This window comes from Bacillus cereus group sp. RP29 (genome assembly GCF_040459765.1).
GTDB classification, from domain to species: Bacteria; Bacillota; Bacilli; order Bacillales; family Bacillaceae_G; genus Bacillus_A; species Bacillus_A paranthracis.
Genome location: NZ_JARVHN010000001.1, coordinates 1,447,398 through 1,459,835 on the forward strand (window position 1 = coordinate 1,447,398; position 12,438 = coordinate 1,459,835).

Below are 12,438 nucleotides of genomic sequence, written 5' to 3' on the forward strand. Positions count from 1 at the left end.
AGGACAATACCATAAAGGTATTGTCCTTTTTCTTATATCTCCATAATGATTGGTAAAATCATTGGGCGACGTTTCGTTTTCTCATATAGGAATGGTGCTAATGTATCTGTAATTTCATTTTTAATTTCAGACCATTGCGTTGTTTTACGTTCCATTACTTTTTCTAAATGAGTTGTAATTAATGTTTGAGCATCATTAATTAAATCACTACTTTCGCGCATATAAACGAAACCACGTGAGATAATATCAGGCCCTGCTGCAACTTTAAATTCTTTCATATCAATGCTTACAACGACAATAACAAGTCCTTCTTCAGAAAGGATACGACGATCGCGTAATACGATATTACCGATATCTCCAATACCATTTCCGTCAATATAAACAGATCCAGATGGTATTTTACCAGCTACACTTGCTTCATCTGAACGTAAGGCAAGAACATCACCATTATCCATAATGAAACAGTTTTCTTCTGGAATACCACAATCATTTGCTAATTTCATATGCATACGTTGCATACGATATTCACCATGAATTGGCATGAAATACTTCGGTTTAATTAGACGAAGCATTAGTTTTTGTTCTTCTTGTCCACCGTGTCCACTCGTATGAATGTTTGACAGTTTTCCGTGGATTACATCAGCACCAGCACGGTACAACATATTAATTGTACGGCTTACACTAATTGTATTACCAGGGATTGGTGAAGAAGAGAACACAACTGTGTCGCCAGGAATAATTTGAATTTGACGATGGGTACCATTAGCAATACGTGAAAGTGCTGCCATTGGCTCCCCTTGACTACCTGTACATAAAATAACAACTTTATTAGCCGGTAGACGATTTAATTGAGATGCATCTATGAATGTATCTTTCGGACAGCGAATATAACCGAGGTTTTGTCCGATTTCAATCGCTGCCTCCATACTTCGGCCAAATACAGCCACTTTACGATTGTTTTCAACAGCCGCTTCAACGACTTGTTGCAAGCGATGGATATTTGATGCAAAGGTTGCGAAGATAATACGACCTTCTACTTTGCGGAAAATATCTTGAATACTATCACCAACACGGCGCTCAGACATTGTAAAGTTTGGAACTTCACTGTTTGTACTGTCAGATAAGAGACAAAGTACACCGTCTTTTCCGATTTCAGCCATTTTTGTTAAGTCCGCTGGTTCACCAACCGGTGTGAAGTCAAATTTGAAATCTCCAGTATGAACCACTTGTCCTTGAGGTGTTTTCACAACAACTCCGTATGAATCTGGGATACTGTGAGTTGTACGGAAGAAGGAAACAGATGTCTTTTTAAATTTAATAACATCATCTTCTTGAATTTCATAAAGCTTTGCTTTACGAAGTAATCCGTGCTCTTCTAATTTGTTTTTGATTAGTGCAATTGCTAATTTTCCGCCATAAATCGGAATGTTCACTTGACGTAATAAGTAAGGAATTCCACCGATATGATCTTCGTGACCATGTGTAATGAATAATCCTTTAATTTTATCTTCGTTTCGCACAAAATAAGTGTAATCTGGTATTACATAATCGATTCCGAGGAGTTCGTCTTCTGGAAACTTAATTCCAGCGTCAATTATAATAATTTCATCTTGAAATTGAACAGCATATGTATTTTTACCGATTTCACCAAGACCACCTAAAGCAAAAACGGCTGCTTGATCATTCTTTAGAAATTTCATATGACTATACGATTTCCGCTAATGTTAAATCAGCGTTTTCTTTTTCATATTCAAGATGATTGCCAGTCACAGACTGAACGAATTCGATATTATATGCGAACTTATTTAATTTTGTACGAACATCCTTCTCAGACGTAGCCTCTAAATATAAAACTTTTGTATTTTCACGTACTGGAACCTCAGTCATTTTTTCTTGATAAAATACTTTAAAAATCATTTGGAAAACCTCTCCTTGTCTATGTTTTGCATTATCTGTTACTTATTATAAAGCAAACAGTCACGATTTTCATGTTTTTTCGAATGAGAATGAAGAAAAAGCCCGAAATGGGCACAATTTAAGCGATCGTCTTTTTACGGACTAGATCTTTTAAATAACGCTTCAGCTTTTTCTTCAGCTTCTTCAGCATGATTACTCCTTCCTTTCCTTATTTTAAACATGCATATTACTAGTGAAAACGCCGTCTCTGATATAAGAAAGAGGACAAAAGTGAATGTTGAATCTTGTCTTTTCTCATACAGAGAAAGTTATTCTATAGTAACGATTAGTAGCCGTTAGTTATAGCTATAGTATGAGAAAGAATAGAAAAGAAAATTCATACGAACAAGTATCCACATTTTTTACTAATATATATATGCAGGTTTCATAAATAAGGTCAGAAAGTGAACGCTTTCTTCACAGATGTTTAATATGTTATACTTTTTTTTAGTATTTGAAAAGCGATAATCAAAATAGGAATATAGAGTAACAGAAAGGATTTTGACAAATGAATGATAAAATTGTCTTTTTTGATATTGATGGAACATTATTAGATCATGATAAGAAGATTCCGCAATCTACGCGAGACGCAGTAAGGCAGTTACAAGAAAAAGGCGTGCATGTAGCAATTGCGACAGGACGTGCGCCATTTATGTTCGAAGATATTCGTAAGGAACTTAATATCCACAATTATGTTAGCTTTAATGGACAGTACGTTGTATTTGAAGATGAGGTAGTATTTAATAACCCATTACATCCAGCTGCTCTACATAAGTTTACTCAGTTTGCAAAACAAGAAGGATATCCACTTGTATATCTTGATCATCAAGAAATGAGAGCATCAGTGGAATATCATGATTATGTGAAAGAAGGGTTTGGCAGTTTACATTTTGAGCATCCGGCATATGAACCTGATTTTTATGAGAAGCGTAATATTTATCAAACACTTCTTTTCTGTGAAGTAAATGAAGAAGAAAAGTTTATAAATCAGTACCCAGACTTTCATTTTATTCGCTGGCATGCGTATTCAATGGATATTATTCCAAATGGTGGTTCTAAGGCAAAAGGGATTGAGAAATTCATTGAAAAATTAGGATTTAACCGTGAACAAGTGTATGCATTTGGGGATGGCTTAAATGATTTAGAAATGATTGAAGCAGTTGGGACAGGTATTGTGATGGGGAATGGTCATGAAGACTTGAAAAAACTTGCAAATCATGTGACAAAGGATGTTAGTGAAGACGGTATATATCATGGTTTAAAATGGGCTGGATTGCTATAAGTGAATATGGAATCTATTTCATATAGTAAAAAGGCGGAAGAGTATATTCCGCCTTTTTTACTATCGCTCTAGAGGTTTTGAATCGTCAGGAGCGGCAAATGGATTTTCTTTATTAATGTGATCATAGAACATAACACCATTTAAATGGTCAATTTCATGTTGAAATACAATTGCTGGTAACCCTTTTAAACGTAACTTTACTTCTTCGCCGTTAATAGAAGTTGCTTTCACTGTAATTCTTGTATAACGAGGGACATAACCAGGTACTTCACGGTCTACTGATAGACAGCCTTCACCACTTTGTAAATATGTACGTTCAACAGAATGGCTAATGATTTTTGGATTGAATAATGCATGACTATATAACGTACCGTCCGTATCTGTTACATGAACCGCAATCATTCTTTTTGAAATACCGATTTGCGGAGCCGCTAATCCGATTCCAGGGCGTAAACTATATTTTTCAGCCATTTCAGGATCTTGGCTATTTATTACAAATTCAATCATTTCCTTAAGAGTATTTGTATCTTCTTCGCTCGCTGGTAGTACTACCTCTTCTGCAACGTTTCGCAAAATAGGATCTCCTTCGCGAATTACATCTTTCATTGTAAGCATATGTAATCTCTCCTTTCCTTTTTAGTCTACCAAAGGAGATGGAAAAAGTCATCGGCAAGTAAGGGGAAGATAGATCGGTTATGTAGGAATAAAAAGAAAGAGACGGCAGAGCCGTCTCTTTCTTTCCATAGTTGTTTCATTTTACATTAGCGAATGCAAGCAGCACCAACGATAATTAAAAGAATAAACAACACAACGATTAAGGCGAAGCCGCGTCCAGACCCACCACAAGAACCGCCATAACCGTAGGAAGGATATGAACAAGTTGGATAGCAATATGAATATCCGTACATGAGATGACCTCCTTTATCATTTCCCGCTAATACTGCGGTTACTATAATGTATGGAGGGAAGAGTAGAAATGTATGGGTAATTACCTATAAAAGGAAGAAGAGTTTGTATATTTTTGCTAAGAAGAGAGAAAAACTAAAGGGAATTAAATCGTTTACATATTATTCTAAGAGAAAAAACAAGTTAAAAAGGGAATAATATAACAGTAGGTTAATGCTTACTAATACAGATGTGAAAAATAAAAACACGTTTGTGTAGGAGAAACCTGCAGATTATTTATAAAAAAACGTATTCAAAGTAATTGACATCGTAATTAGAATAGTTGTAAACTAAAAAACGTGATCAAGATTGTATTAATATGTTTCTGAAAAAACATTAGTACAGATTGTTAGGTACACAAAATTATTCTCAACCGGCAAATAAATTTGTTGGTTTACATTGTTGCGGTTTCCATCTAGCTAATAGATAGTGAAAGCGTTTCAGAATATGGTTCAAGAGAGGAAGAGGTGAACGGAATGGGTACTAAAACAAAAAAGACCCTATTTAATGTTGATGAGCAAATGAAAGCTATCGCAGCTCAATTTGAAACATTACAAATTTTAAATGAAAAAGGCGAAGTTGTGAATGAAGCAGCTATGCCTGAATTATCTGATGATCAATTAAAAGAATTAATGCGCCGTATGGTGTATACTCGCGTACTAGATCAACGTTCTATTTCTTTAAACCGTCAAGGACGTTTAGGTTTCTACGCACCAACAGCTGGACAAGAGGCTTCTCAATTAGCAAGTCATTTCGCACTTGAAGCAGAAGATTTCATCTTACCAGGATATCGTGATGTGCCACAATTAGTATGGCACGGTTTACCATTATACCAAGCATTCTTATTCTCTCGTGGACATTTCATGGGTAACCAAATGCCTGAGAACGTAAATGCACTTGCTCCACAAATCATCATCGGTGCGCAAATCATCCAAACTGCTGGTGTTGCGTTAGGTATGAAATTACGTGGTAAAAAATCTGTTGCAATTACTTACACTGGTGACGGTGGTGCTTCACAAGGTGACTTCTACGAAGGTATGAACTTTGCGGGTGCATTCAAAGCTCCAGCAATCTTCGTTGTACAAAACAACCGTTATGCAATCTCTACTCCAGTAGAAAAGCAATCTGCAGCTAAAACTGTAGCACAAAAAGCAGTAGCAGCAGGTATTTACGGAATTCAAGTAGACGGTATGGATCCATTAGCTGTATACGCAGCAACTGCTTTCGCTCGTGAGCGTGCAGTAAATGGTGAAGGTCCTACTTTAATCGAGACTTTAACATTCCGTTACGGTCCACATACAATGGCTGGTGATGACCCAACTCGTTACCGTACAAAAGATATCGAGAACGAATGGGAACAAAAAGATCCAATCGTACGCTTCCGTGCATTCTTAGAAAACAAAGGCCTATGGTCTCAAGAAGTTGAAGAGAAAGTAATCGAAGAAGCAAAAGAAGATATCAAACAAGCAATTGCTAAGGCTGACCAAGCTCCAAAACAAAAAGTTACTGATTTAATGGAAATCATGTACGAAAAAATGCCTTACAACTTAGCTGAACAATATGAAATTTACAAAGAAAAGGAGTCGAAGTAAGCCATGGCTCAAATGACAATGATTCAAGCAATCACTGATGCTTTACGCGTTGAAATGAAAAATGACCCTAACGTACTTGTGTTTGGTGAAGACGTTGGTGTAAACGGCGGTGTATTCCGTGCTACTGAAGGTTTACAAGCTGAATTCGGTGAAGACCGTGTAATGGATACTCCACTTGCAGAGTCTGGTATTGGTGGACTTGCAGTTGGACTTGCACTTGAAGGATTCCGTCCAGTTCCAGAAATCCAATTCTTCGGTTTCGTTTATGAAGTAATGGATTCAATTTCTGGTCAATTAGCTCGTATGCGTTACCGTTCTGGTGGACGTTGGACTGCTCCAGTAACAGTTCGTTCTCCATTCGGTGGTGGTGTTCATACTCCTGAACTACATGCTGATAGCTTAGAAGGTTTAGTGGCTCAACAACCTGGTCTAAAAGTTGTTATTCCATCTACTCCATACGATGCAAAAGGTCTTTTAATCTCTGCGATTCGTGACAACGATCCAGTTATCTACTTAGAGCATATGAAATTGTACCGTTCATTCCGTCAAGATGTACCAGAAGGTGAATACACAATTGATTTAGGCAAAGCTGACATCAAACGTGAAGGTACAGATGTATCTGTTATCGCTTACGGTGCTATGGTTCACGCTGCATTAAAAGCTGCTGAAGAACTTGAAAAAGAAGGTATCTCTTTAGAAGTTGTTGACTTACGTACAGTTCAACCATTAGATATCGAAACAATCATCGCTTCTGTTGAAAAAACAGGCCGCGTAGTTGTCGTTCAAGAAGCACAAAAACAAGCTGGTATTGCAGCTAACGTTGTAGCGGAAATTAACGACCGTGCAATTTTAAACTTAGAAGCTCCAGTTGTACGTGTTGCAGCTGCTGATACAGTATTCCCATTCTCTCAAGCTGAGAGCGTATGGTTACCAAACCATAAAGATATTGTTGAAGCTGTTAACAAAGTAATGAACTTCTAATTTTTACTTATTCATGTGCAAAAGAAATCAGCACATGCTGATTTCTTTTGCCATATTCCATAATAAAGAAATGAATCAGGGGGCTGAATTCCGTGGCATTTGAATTTAAACTACCAGATATCGGTGAAGGTATCCACGAAGGTGAAATCGTAAAATGGTTTATTAAACCAGGTGACGAAGTAAACGAAGACGACGTACTTCTTGAAGTACAAAATGATAAAGCAGTAGTAGAAATTCCTTCTCCTGTTAAAGGTAAAGTACTTGAAGTACTTGTAGAAGAAGGTACGGTTGCAGTAGTTGGAGATACATTAATTAAATTTGATGCTCCTGGATACGAAAACCTTAAATTTAAAGGCGACGATCATGACGAAGCTCCTAAAGCTGAAGAAGCAAAAGAAGAAGCTCCTAAAGCTGAAGCTACTCCAGCAGCAACTGCAGAAGTAGTAAATGAGCGCGTAATCGCTATGCCATCTGTTCGTAAATATGCTCGTGAAAACGGCGTAGACATTCATAAAGTAGCTGGTTCTGGTAAGAACGGTCGTATCGTAAAAGCTGACATCGATGCATTTGCAAATGGTGGACAAGCAGTAGCAGCAACTGAGGCTCCAGCAGCAGTAGAAGCTACTCCAGCAGCAGCGAAAGAAGAAGCACCAAAAGCACAACCAATCCCAGCTGGTGAATATCCAGAAACTCGTGAGAAAATGAGTGGTATCCGTAAAGCAATTGCGAAAGCAATGGTTAACTCTAAACATACAGCTCCTCACGTAACATTAATGGATGAAGTAGATGTAACTGAACTTGTTGCTCATCGTAAGAAGTTCAAAGCTGTGGCAGCTGACAAAGGTATTAAATTAACTTACCTTCCATACGTTGTTAAAGCTTTAACATCTGCATTACGTGAATATCCAATGTTAAACACTTCTTTAGATGATGCTTCTCAAGAAGTAGTTCATAAACATTACTTCAACATCGGTATCGCAGCTGATACAGACAAAGGTCTATTAGTACCAGTTGTTAAAGATACAGATCGCAAGTCTATCTTCACAATTTCTAACGAGATCAATGATCTTGCTGGTAAAGCACGTGAAGGTCGTTTAGCTCCTGCTGAAATGAAAGGCGCTTCTTGCACAATTACAAACATTGGTTCTGCAGGTGGACAATGGTTCACTCCAGTTATCAACCACCCAGAAGTAGCAATCCTTGGTATCGGCCGTATCGCTGAGAAACCAGTTGTGAAAAACGGTGAGATCGTTGCAGCTCCAGTATTAGCATTATCTCTAAGCTTTGACCATCGTTTAATTGACGGCGCAACTGCTCAAAAAGCATTAAACCAAATTAAACGTCTATTGAATGACCCACAATTATTAGTAATGGAGGCGTAATAACAATGGTAGTAGGAGATTTCCCAATTGAATTAGATACAGTCGTTGTTGGTGCAGGTCCTGGTGGATACGTTGCGGCAATTCGTGCAGCACAATTAGGTCAAAAGGTAGCGATTATTGAAAAAGCTAACCTTGGTGGCGTATGCTTAAACGTTGGATGTATTCCTTCAAAAGCGTTAATCAATGCAGGTCATCGTTATGAGAATGCAATGCATTCTGATGACATGGGTATCACTGCAGAGAACGTAAAAGTTGACTTTACAAAAGTTCAAGAATGGAAAAACGGCGTAGTTAAGAAATTAACTGGCGGTGTTGAAGGCCTTCTTAAAGGTAACAAAGTTGAAATCATTCGCGGTGAAGCTTACTTCGTAGATGCTAACACATTACGCGTAATGACTGAAGATGCAGCTCAAACTTATACGTTTAAAAATGCTGTTCTTGCAACTGGTTCTACACCAATCGAAATTCCAGGATTCAAATACTCTAAACGTGTTATCAACTCTACAGGTGCTTTAAGCTTACCTGAAATTCCTAAAAAACTTGTTGTAATCGGCGGCGGTTACATCGGTATGGAATTAGGTACTGCATATGCTAACTTCGGTACAGAAGTTACTGTAGTAGAAGCTGGCGACGAAATCTTAGCTGGTTTCGAAAAAGCTATGAGCTCTGTTGTTAAACGTGCTCTACAGAAAAAAGGTAACGTAACAATCCATACAAAAGCTATGGCTAAAGGCGTTGAAGAAACAGAAACTGGCGTAAAAGTTAGCTTCGAAGTTAAAGGTGAAATCCAAACTGTAGAAGCAGATTACGTATTAGTAACTGTAGGTCGTCGTCCAAACACTCAAGAAATCGGTCTTGAGCAAGTTGGAGTTAAAATGACTGACCGCGGCATCATCGAAATCGATGAGCAATGTCGTACAAATGTACCAAACATCTATGCAATCGGTGATATCGTTCCTGGACCACCATTAGCTCACAAAGCTTCTTACGAAGGTAAAGTAGCTGTAGAAGCAATTAGTGGCCATGCGTCAGCTATCGATTACATCGGAATTCCTGCAGTATGCTTCACTGATCCAGAATTAGCATCTGTTGGTTACACTAAGAAACAAGCTGAAGAAGCTGGAATGACTGTAACTGTATCTAAGTTCCCATTCGCTGCTAACGGTCGTGCATTATCATTAAACAGCACTGACGGTTTCTTACAACTTGTAACACGTAAAGAAGATGGTCTTCTTGTAGGTGCTCAAGTTGCAGGTGCAGGCGCTTCTGATATTATTTCTGAGATTGGTTTAGCTATCGAAGCTGGAATGACAGCAGAAGATATCGCTCAAACAATCCACGCTCACCCAACATTAGGTGAAATCACAATGGAAGCAGCTGAAGTTGCTCTTGGAATGCCAATTCACATTGTAAAATAATTTAAGTAATGAAAATAGCCCATCTCTTATTTAAAGAGATGGGCTATTTTTTATTTTATAATAAAAGTGGCTTGCAAGGTCTTTATACGTACTTGTCGAATGAATATATAATAATTTAATTGAATTGTTAAAACATATATAAATCCAAAAGCCATATATATGCTTTCGTGTAATATGTAATTGATTCAAACTTAATACCATATATTAATAAAATAGAGCATGTCAAAGGAGAAGGTTCCATGAGAATATTACATGTTATATTTTATCATTTTTTATTATGGAGTGGTTTTTCCGTTGTATTATCATTGTCAAATGGTGATAAGTTGCATTATAAAGTTATTCTATTTTTTGTATTTCTTTATTTAGCATATGTGATCGCATATTTTGTATTGCAAATTAGAAAGCAGGCATTATTCCTTACGTGTTCAAATTGCATACTTTTCTTAATTATATTTTCTATTTTTTAAATTAACGTTTATAGAAATACATTGTTCTTCCATTAAATAATTTTAACTCTCCTTCTAATTTCTTCGCTAGAAAACGGCAAAATTCATTTGCTTTTCCTTTATCACCAAATGTTGCATTAGGTGGTAAAGAAACTTGAATATAAGTTTGTTCCTTTTCTATACCGACACCAACATAAATGGAGTCATATCGATCGTGAGTAGATTGTAGTTTGAATGTTGTTGCTGATGTATCTAAAATTTCATACGGAAAAGCGGTATTTGTATAAGCGTAATTAATTTGAACACCGGTTTTGGAAGTAACTGTTTTATAATAATGAAAAAGTTGTTTTATATCATCTATTGAAACAGATTGTTGATTGGATTTAGGTACAAGCGTAATAAAGGCATGTTGCATATAAGTTCCCCCTAACTTAGTAGAATACTCTCATTCTACATCCTACTGAATTTTTTGACAATTAAAAGGAGTATTCCTTTTTTTGTTTAATATACTAATGAAAGGTGATGTAGAAAGGTGGAAACCGATGTTTGAAAAATTGTATGATGAGCATGAAAGTGTGAAGGTACGATTTTTGGGGTTTATGACACATGATAATCGTTATGATTTTGGTGTTATTTATACAAATATGTTCTTTGGAAAGCCACTTATTGTTTGCATGCAAACAGGAAGGTCTACTTTACTTGGACGAGATGATGTAGAGAATGTTCAACATTTACAGGAAGTTTTCAAATTAGGCTCAGAAGAGGAAGCAGCTGAGTTATCTCAGTTTTTCTCATTTCTAGTTCCATCTACATCTTTGCATGCGGAATACGAAGAATAAATAATGTAAAACAGTCGTACGTATAAATATGGCTGTTTTTTTATTTGAATATCGCATACTAATTTAAATTTAAAATATTTAATGTGTTATACTAAAAACCTATTGACGTAAAAAGTATAACATATTAAAATAAAGACAGAAAGTTAAGCGGTTACAAAAAGTTTTTGGGATTATAAACTTAGGGGGAAATGAAAAATGGGAACAATCGTATGTCAAGATTGTGAAGGTACAATTGCACACTTCGAGGATGAGAAAGTAACAGTACTTTACGGGAAATGTGGATCTTGCGGATGTGATCACACAGAGCATACAAAAGCCCAATAATTGATAGGAAATGGACAGCTGAAAGTTTTTAGGACCATAAACTTAGGGGGAAATGAAAAATGGGAACAATCGTATGCCAAGTATGTGAAGGAACAATCGGACATTTTGAAGATGAAAAAACGACAGTGCTTTACGGAAAATGCGGAACAAATTGTGACTGTGCTAGTAGAGATAATGCGAAAGCTTAATGATAAATAAATAGATTACTATTAAAACTCAGGGGGAAATGAAAAATGGGAACAATCGTATGCCAAGTATGTGAAGGAACAATCGGACATTTTGAAGATGAAAAATCAACAGTACTATACGGGAAATGCGGATCTCATTGCGACTGTGACCATAAAGAACATTCAAAAGCTTAAATAAAAAAAGCGCCTACATATGTAGGTGCTTTTTTTTAATAAACTGTAGTTGTGTTGCCAACTGTTGCAACAATTGCATCATCTCTAATCGGAATAAATCCTATGGATGTCTGTGGTGTGCTAGGAGAAGCATGGTAGCTCATGAGACGGCTATCAATACGGGTAATAGTATCGGTTAAGAAAGCGGAAATGAAAGCGTAAGGGACTCGTCGCTCATTTAATGCGTATATAATTTCTTCTTTTGTTTTTACACCTACGCCATGCCCATAAAAAAAGAAATTTCCTAGATAGATAGTATTTTCTCCTTGCCACTCGATTGTAGCTGGATTCACTTGTGGATTTTTAAAGTAAACGAGATCACCTGGGACAAGATCACCACCTGTCTTTGTTATGAGCTTTAAATCTTGATCGTAGTCCCACGTATAAAGTAAAAGGTTTGCAAAGAGACGGTTGAAAGTTTCTTCCTCATATAATGCTAGTAAAGCTTTGTAAAAAATAATGATCATAGCGGTGGCACATTCAGTTCCATATAGTTTTCCGTTTTTGAAAATATCTTGTATGGCAATGGAAGGGGGTATGTTTGGAAGGAGCTCGAATCCTCCAAGAGATGTTCTTTTCCAATACTGAGGGTTACAAAAAGATTGTTGAAATGTACGAAACTGAAAACCACTTTGAAAAAGTTCTAATGCAGAAGTAATAATATGAACACGCAAATTTAGATCAAAGCTGAGTTCACCAGATGTTCGGAAGGAATAGATTTCTTGATTTCCTGCCATTATAGATAAAATTTGTTGTTTCTCATTTGCAAATGGCTCATATTCATTTGTGATATAAGGATGTACAATAGAACGGCCTATTACAATCATAATAGTATCCCCACCTATACGTTACATTACATAATATCGTATGAG

General features: G+C 36.7%; 16 protein-coding genes. 10 read left to right on the forward strand and 6 right to left on the reverse strand.

Translation table 11 applies throughout. From position 1 onward, the window contains the following. Positions 1–32: 32 nt before the first annotated feature. Both rnjA and QCI47_RS07690 read right to left on the reverse strand, forming a co-directional pair. Positions 33–1,700 carry a ribonuclease J1 gene (gene rnjA, locus QCI47_RS07685; RefSeq protein WP_000670368.1) on the reverse strand — a complete coding sequence of 556 codons (1,668 nt, stop codon included), beginning with the start codon at positions 1,698–1,700 and terminating at the stop codon, positions 33–35. A gap of 4 nt (positions 1,701–1,704) precedes the next feature. Then, on the reverse strand, positions 1,705–1,917 hold the full coding sequence (locus tag QCI47_RS07690) for a DNA-dependent RNA polymerase subunit epsilon (protein ID WP_000576444.1): 213 nt from the start codon (positions 1,915–1,917) through the stop codon (positions 1,705–1,707). 547 nt (positions 1,918–2,464) lie between these two features. Here QCI47_RS07690 and QCI47_RS07695 point away from each other — a divergent pair. Then, complete coding sequence (locus QCI47_RS07695) at positions 2,465–3,238, forward strand: Cof-type HAD-IIB family hydrolase (protein WP_000998288.1); 774 nt, start codon at positions 2,465–2,467, stop codon at positions 3,236–3,238. A 60-nt stretch (positions 3,239–3,298) separates the two neighbouring features. Here the strand turns inward: QCI47_RS07695 and def are convergent, their stop codons facing one another. Further along, complete coding sequence (def, locus tag QCI47_RS07700) at positions 3,299–3,853, reverse strand: peptide deformylase (protein WP_000957059.1); 555 nt, start codon at positions 3,851–3,853, stop codon at positions 3,299–3,301. 146 nt (positions 3,854–3,999) lie between these two features. After that, positions 4,000–4,146 carry a YjcZ family sporulation protein gene (locus tag QCI47_RS07705; protein ID WP_000274562.1) on the reverse strand — a complete coding sequence of 49 codons (147 nt, stop codon included), beginning with the start codon at positions 4,144–4,146 and terminating at the stop codon, positions 4,000–4,002. Between the two features lie 513 nt (positions 4,147–4,659). Here QCI47_RS07705 and pdhA point away from each other — a divergent pair. From pdhA to QCI47_RS07730, 5 genes are all read left to right on the forward strand, one after another. Next, positions 4,660–5,775 carry a pyruvate dehydrogenase E1 component subunit alpha gene (gene pdhA / locus QCI47_RS07710; RefSeq protein WP_000536893.1) on the forward strand — a complete coding sequence of 372 codons (1,116 nt, stop codon included), beginning with the start codon at positions 4,660–4,662 and terminating at the stop codon, positions 5,773–5,775. A gap of 3 nt (positions 5,776–5,778) precedes the next feature. After that, positions 5,779–6,756: a pyruvate dehydrogenase complex E1 component subunit beta gene (gene pdhB, locus QCI47_RS07715; RefSeq protein ID WP_000068166.1), complete on the forward strand. Its 978-nt coding sequence runs from the start codon at positions 5,779–5,781 to the stop codon at positions 6,754–6,756. Positions 6,757–6,848: 92 nt separating this feature from the next. Next, the gene (pdhC, locus tag QCI47_RS07720; RefSeq protein WP_000863427.1) at positions 6,849–8,138 is read left to right on the forward strand and encodes a pyruvate dehydrogenase complex dihydrolipoyllysine-residue acetyltransferase; all 1,290 of its coding nucleotides are present in this window, start codon (positions 6,849–6,851) and stop codon (positions 8,136–8,138) included. A 5-nt stretch (positions 8,139–8,143) separates the two neighbouring features. Continuing rightward, complete coding sequence (gene lpdA / locus QCI47_RS07725; protein WP_000260111.1) at positions 8,144–9,556, forward strand: dihydrolipoyl dehydrogenase; 1,413 nt, start codon at positions 8,144–8,146, stop codon at positions 9,554–9,556. Positions 9,557–9,795: 239 nt separating this feature from the next. Beyond that, a complete protein-coding gene (locus QCI47_RS07730) occupies positions 9,796–10,023 on the forward strand; it encodes a hypothetical protein (RefSeq protein ID WP_001221351.1) in 228 nt (75 codons plus the stop codon). 1 nt (position 10,024) lies between these two features. Here the strand turns inward: QCI47_RS07730 and QCI47_RS07735 are convergent, their stop codons facing one another. Next, positions 10,025–10,417, reverse strand: coding sequence for a DUF1885 family protein (locus QCI47_RS07735; RefSeq protein ID WP_001163309.1), 393 nt, complete (start codon positions 10,415–10,417; stop codon positions 10,025–10,027). A 127-nt stretch (positions 10,418–10,544) separates the two neighbouring features. Here QCI47_RS07735 and QCI47_RS07740 point away from each other — a divergent pair, with 127 nt between their 5' ends. The 4 genes from QCI47_RS07740 to QCI47_RS07755 all read left to right on the forward strand — a co-directional run bounded on the left by QCI47_RS07740 (position 10,545) and on the right by QCI47_RS07755 (position 11,527). After that, positions 10,545–10,841 carry a DUF3055 domain-containing protein gene (locus tag QCI47_RS07740; protein WP_001993838.1) on the forward strand — a complete coding sequence of 99 codons (297 nt, stop codon included), beginning with the start codon at positions 10,545–10,547 and terminating at the stop codon, positions 10,839–10,841. Positions 10,842–11,036: 195 nt separating this feature from the next. Continuing rightward, the gene (locus QCI47_RS07745) at positions 11,037–11,165 is read left to right on the forward strand and encodes a GapA-binding peptide SR1P (RefSeq protein ID WP_000536778.1); all 129 of its coding nucleotides are present in this window, start codon (positions 11,037–11,039) and stop codon (positions 11,163–11,165) included. Positions 11,166–11,224: 59 nt separating this feature from the next. Further along, the gene (locus tag QCI47_RS07750) at positions 11,225–11,353 is read left to right on the forward strand and encodes a GapA-binding peptide SR1P (protein ID WP_000536805.1); all 129 of its coding nucleotides are present in this window, start codon (positions 11,225–11,227) and stop codon (positions 11,351–11,353) included. Between the two features lie 45 nt (positions 11,354–11,398). Further along, complete coding sequence (locus tag QCI47_RS07755) at positions 11,399–11,527, forward strand: GapA-binding peptide SR1P (RefSeq protein ID WP_000536793.1); 129 nt, start codon at positions 11,399–11,401, stop codon at positions 11,525–11,527. A 35-nt stretch (positions 11,528–11,562) separates the two neighbouring features. Here QCI47_RS07755 and QCI47_RS07760 read toward each other — a convergent pair whose 3' ends face one another. Next, positions 11,563–12,393, reverse strand: a complete 831-nt coding sequence (locus QCI47_RS07760) for a protein-glutamine gamma-glutamyltransferase (RefSeq protein ID WP_309422338.1) — start codon at positions 12,391–12,393, stop codon at positions 11,563–11,565. Between the last annotated feature and the right edge of the window lie 45 nt (positions 12,394–12,438).

Coding starts and splice junctions, on each gene's coding strand:
- QCI47_RS07755 (WP_000536793.1), top strand. CDS start 11,399: ATGGGAACAATCGTATGCCAAGTATGTGAAGGAACAATCGGACATTTT.
- QCI47_RS07740 (WP_001993838.1), top strand. CDS start 10,545: ATGTTTGAAAAATTGTATGATGAGCATGAAAGTGTGAAGGTACGATTT.
- QCI47_RS07730 (WP_001221351.1), top strand. CDS start 9,796: ATGAGAATATTACATGTTATATTTTATCATTTTTTATTATGGAGTGGT.
- QCI47_RS07750 (WP_000536805.1), top strand. CDS start 11,225: ATGGGAACAATCGTATGCCAAGTATGTGAAGGAACAATCGGACATTTT.
- pdhA (WP_000536893.1), top strand. CDS start 4,660: ATGGGTACTAAAACAAAAAAGACCCTATTTAATGTTGATGAGCAAATG.
- QCI47_RS07690 (WP_000576444.1), bottom strand. CDS start 1,917: ATGATTTTTAAAGTATTTTATCAAGAAAAAATGACTGAGGTTCCAGTA.
- QCI47_RS07735 (WP_001163309.1), bottom strand. CDS start 10,417: ATGCAACATGCCTTTATTACGCTTGTACCTAAATCCAATCAACAATCT.
- rnjA (WP_000670368.1), bottom strand. CDS start 1,700: ATGAAATTTCTAAAGAATGATCAAGCAGCCGTTTTTGCTTTAGGTGGT.
- QCI47_RS07695 (WP_000998288.1), top strand. CDS start 2,465: ATGAATGATAAAATTGTCTTTTTTGATATTGATGGAACATTATTAGAT.
- def (WP_000957059.1), bottom strand. CDS start 3,853: ATGCTTACAATGAAAGATGTAATTCGCGAAGGAGATCCTATTTTGCGA.
- QCI47_RS07705 (WP_000274562.1), bottom strand. CDS start 4,146: ATGTACGGATATTCATATTGCTATCCAACTTGTTCATATCCTTCCTAC.
- lpdA (WP_000260111.1), top strand. CDS start 8,144: ATGGTAGTAGGAGATTTCCCAATTGAATTAGATACAGTCGTTGTTGGT.
- pdhB (WP_000068166.1), top strand. CDS start 5,779: ATGGCTCAAATGACAATGATTCAAGCAATCACTGATGCTTTACGCGTT.
- QCI47_RS07760 (WP_309422338.1), bottom strand. CDS start 12,393: ATGATTGTAATAGGCCGTTCTATTGTACATCCTTATATCACAAATGAA.
- QCI47_RS07745 (WP_000536778.1), top strand. CDS start 11,037: ATGGGAACAATCGTATGTCAAGATTGTGAAGGTACAATTGCACACTTC.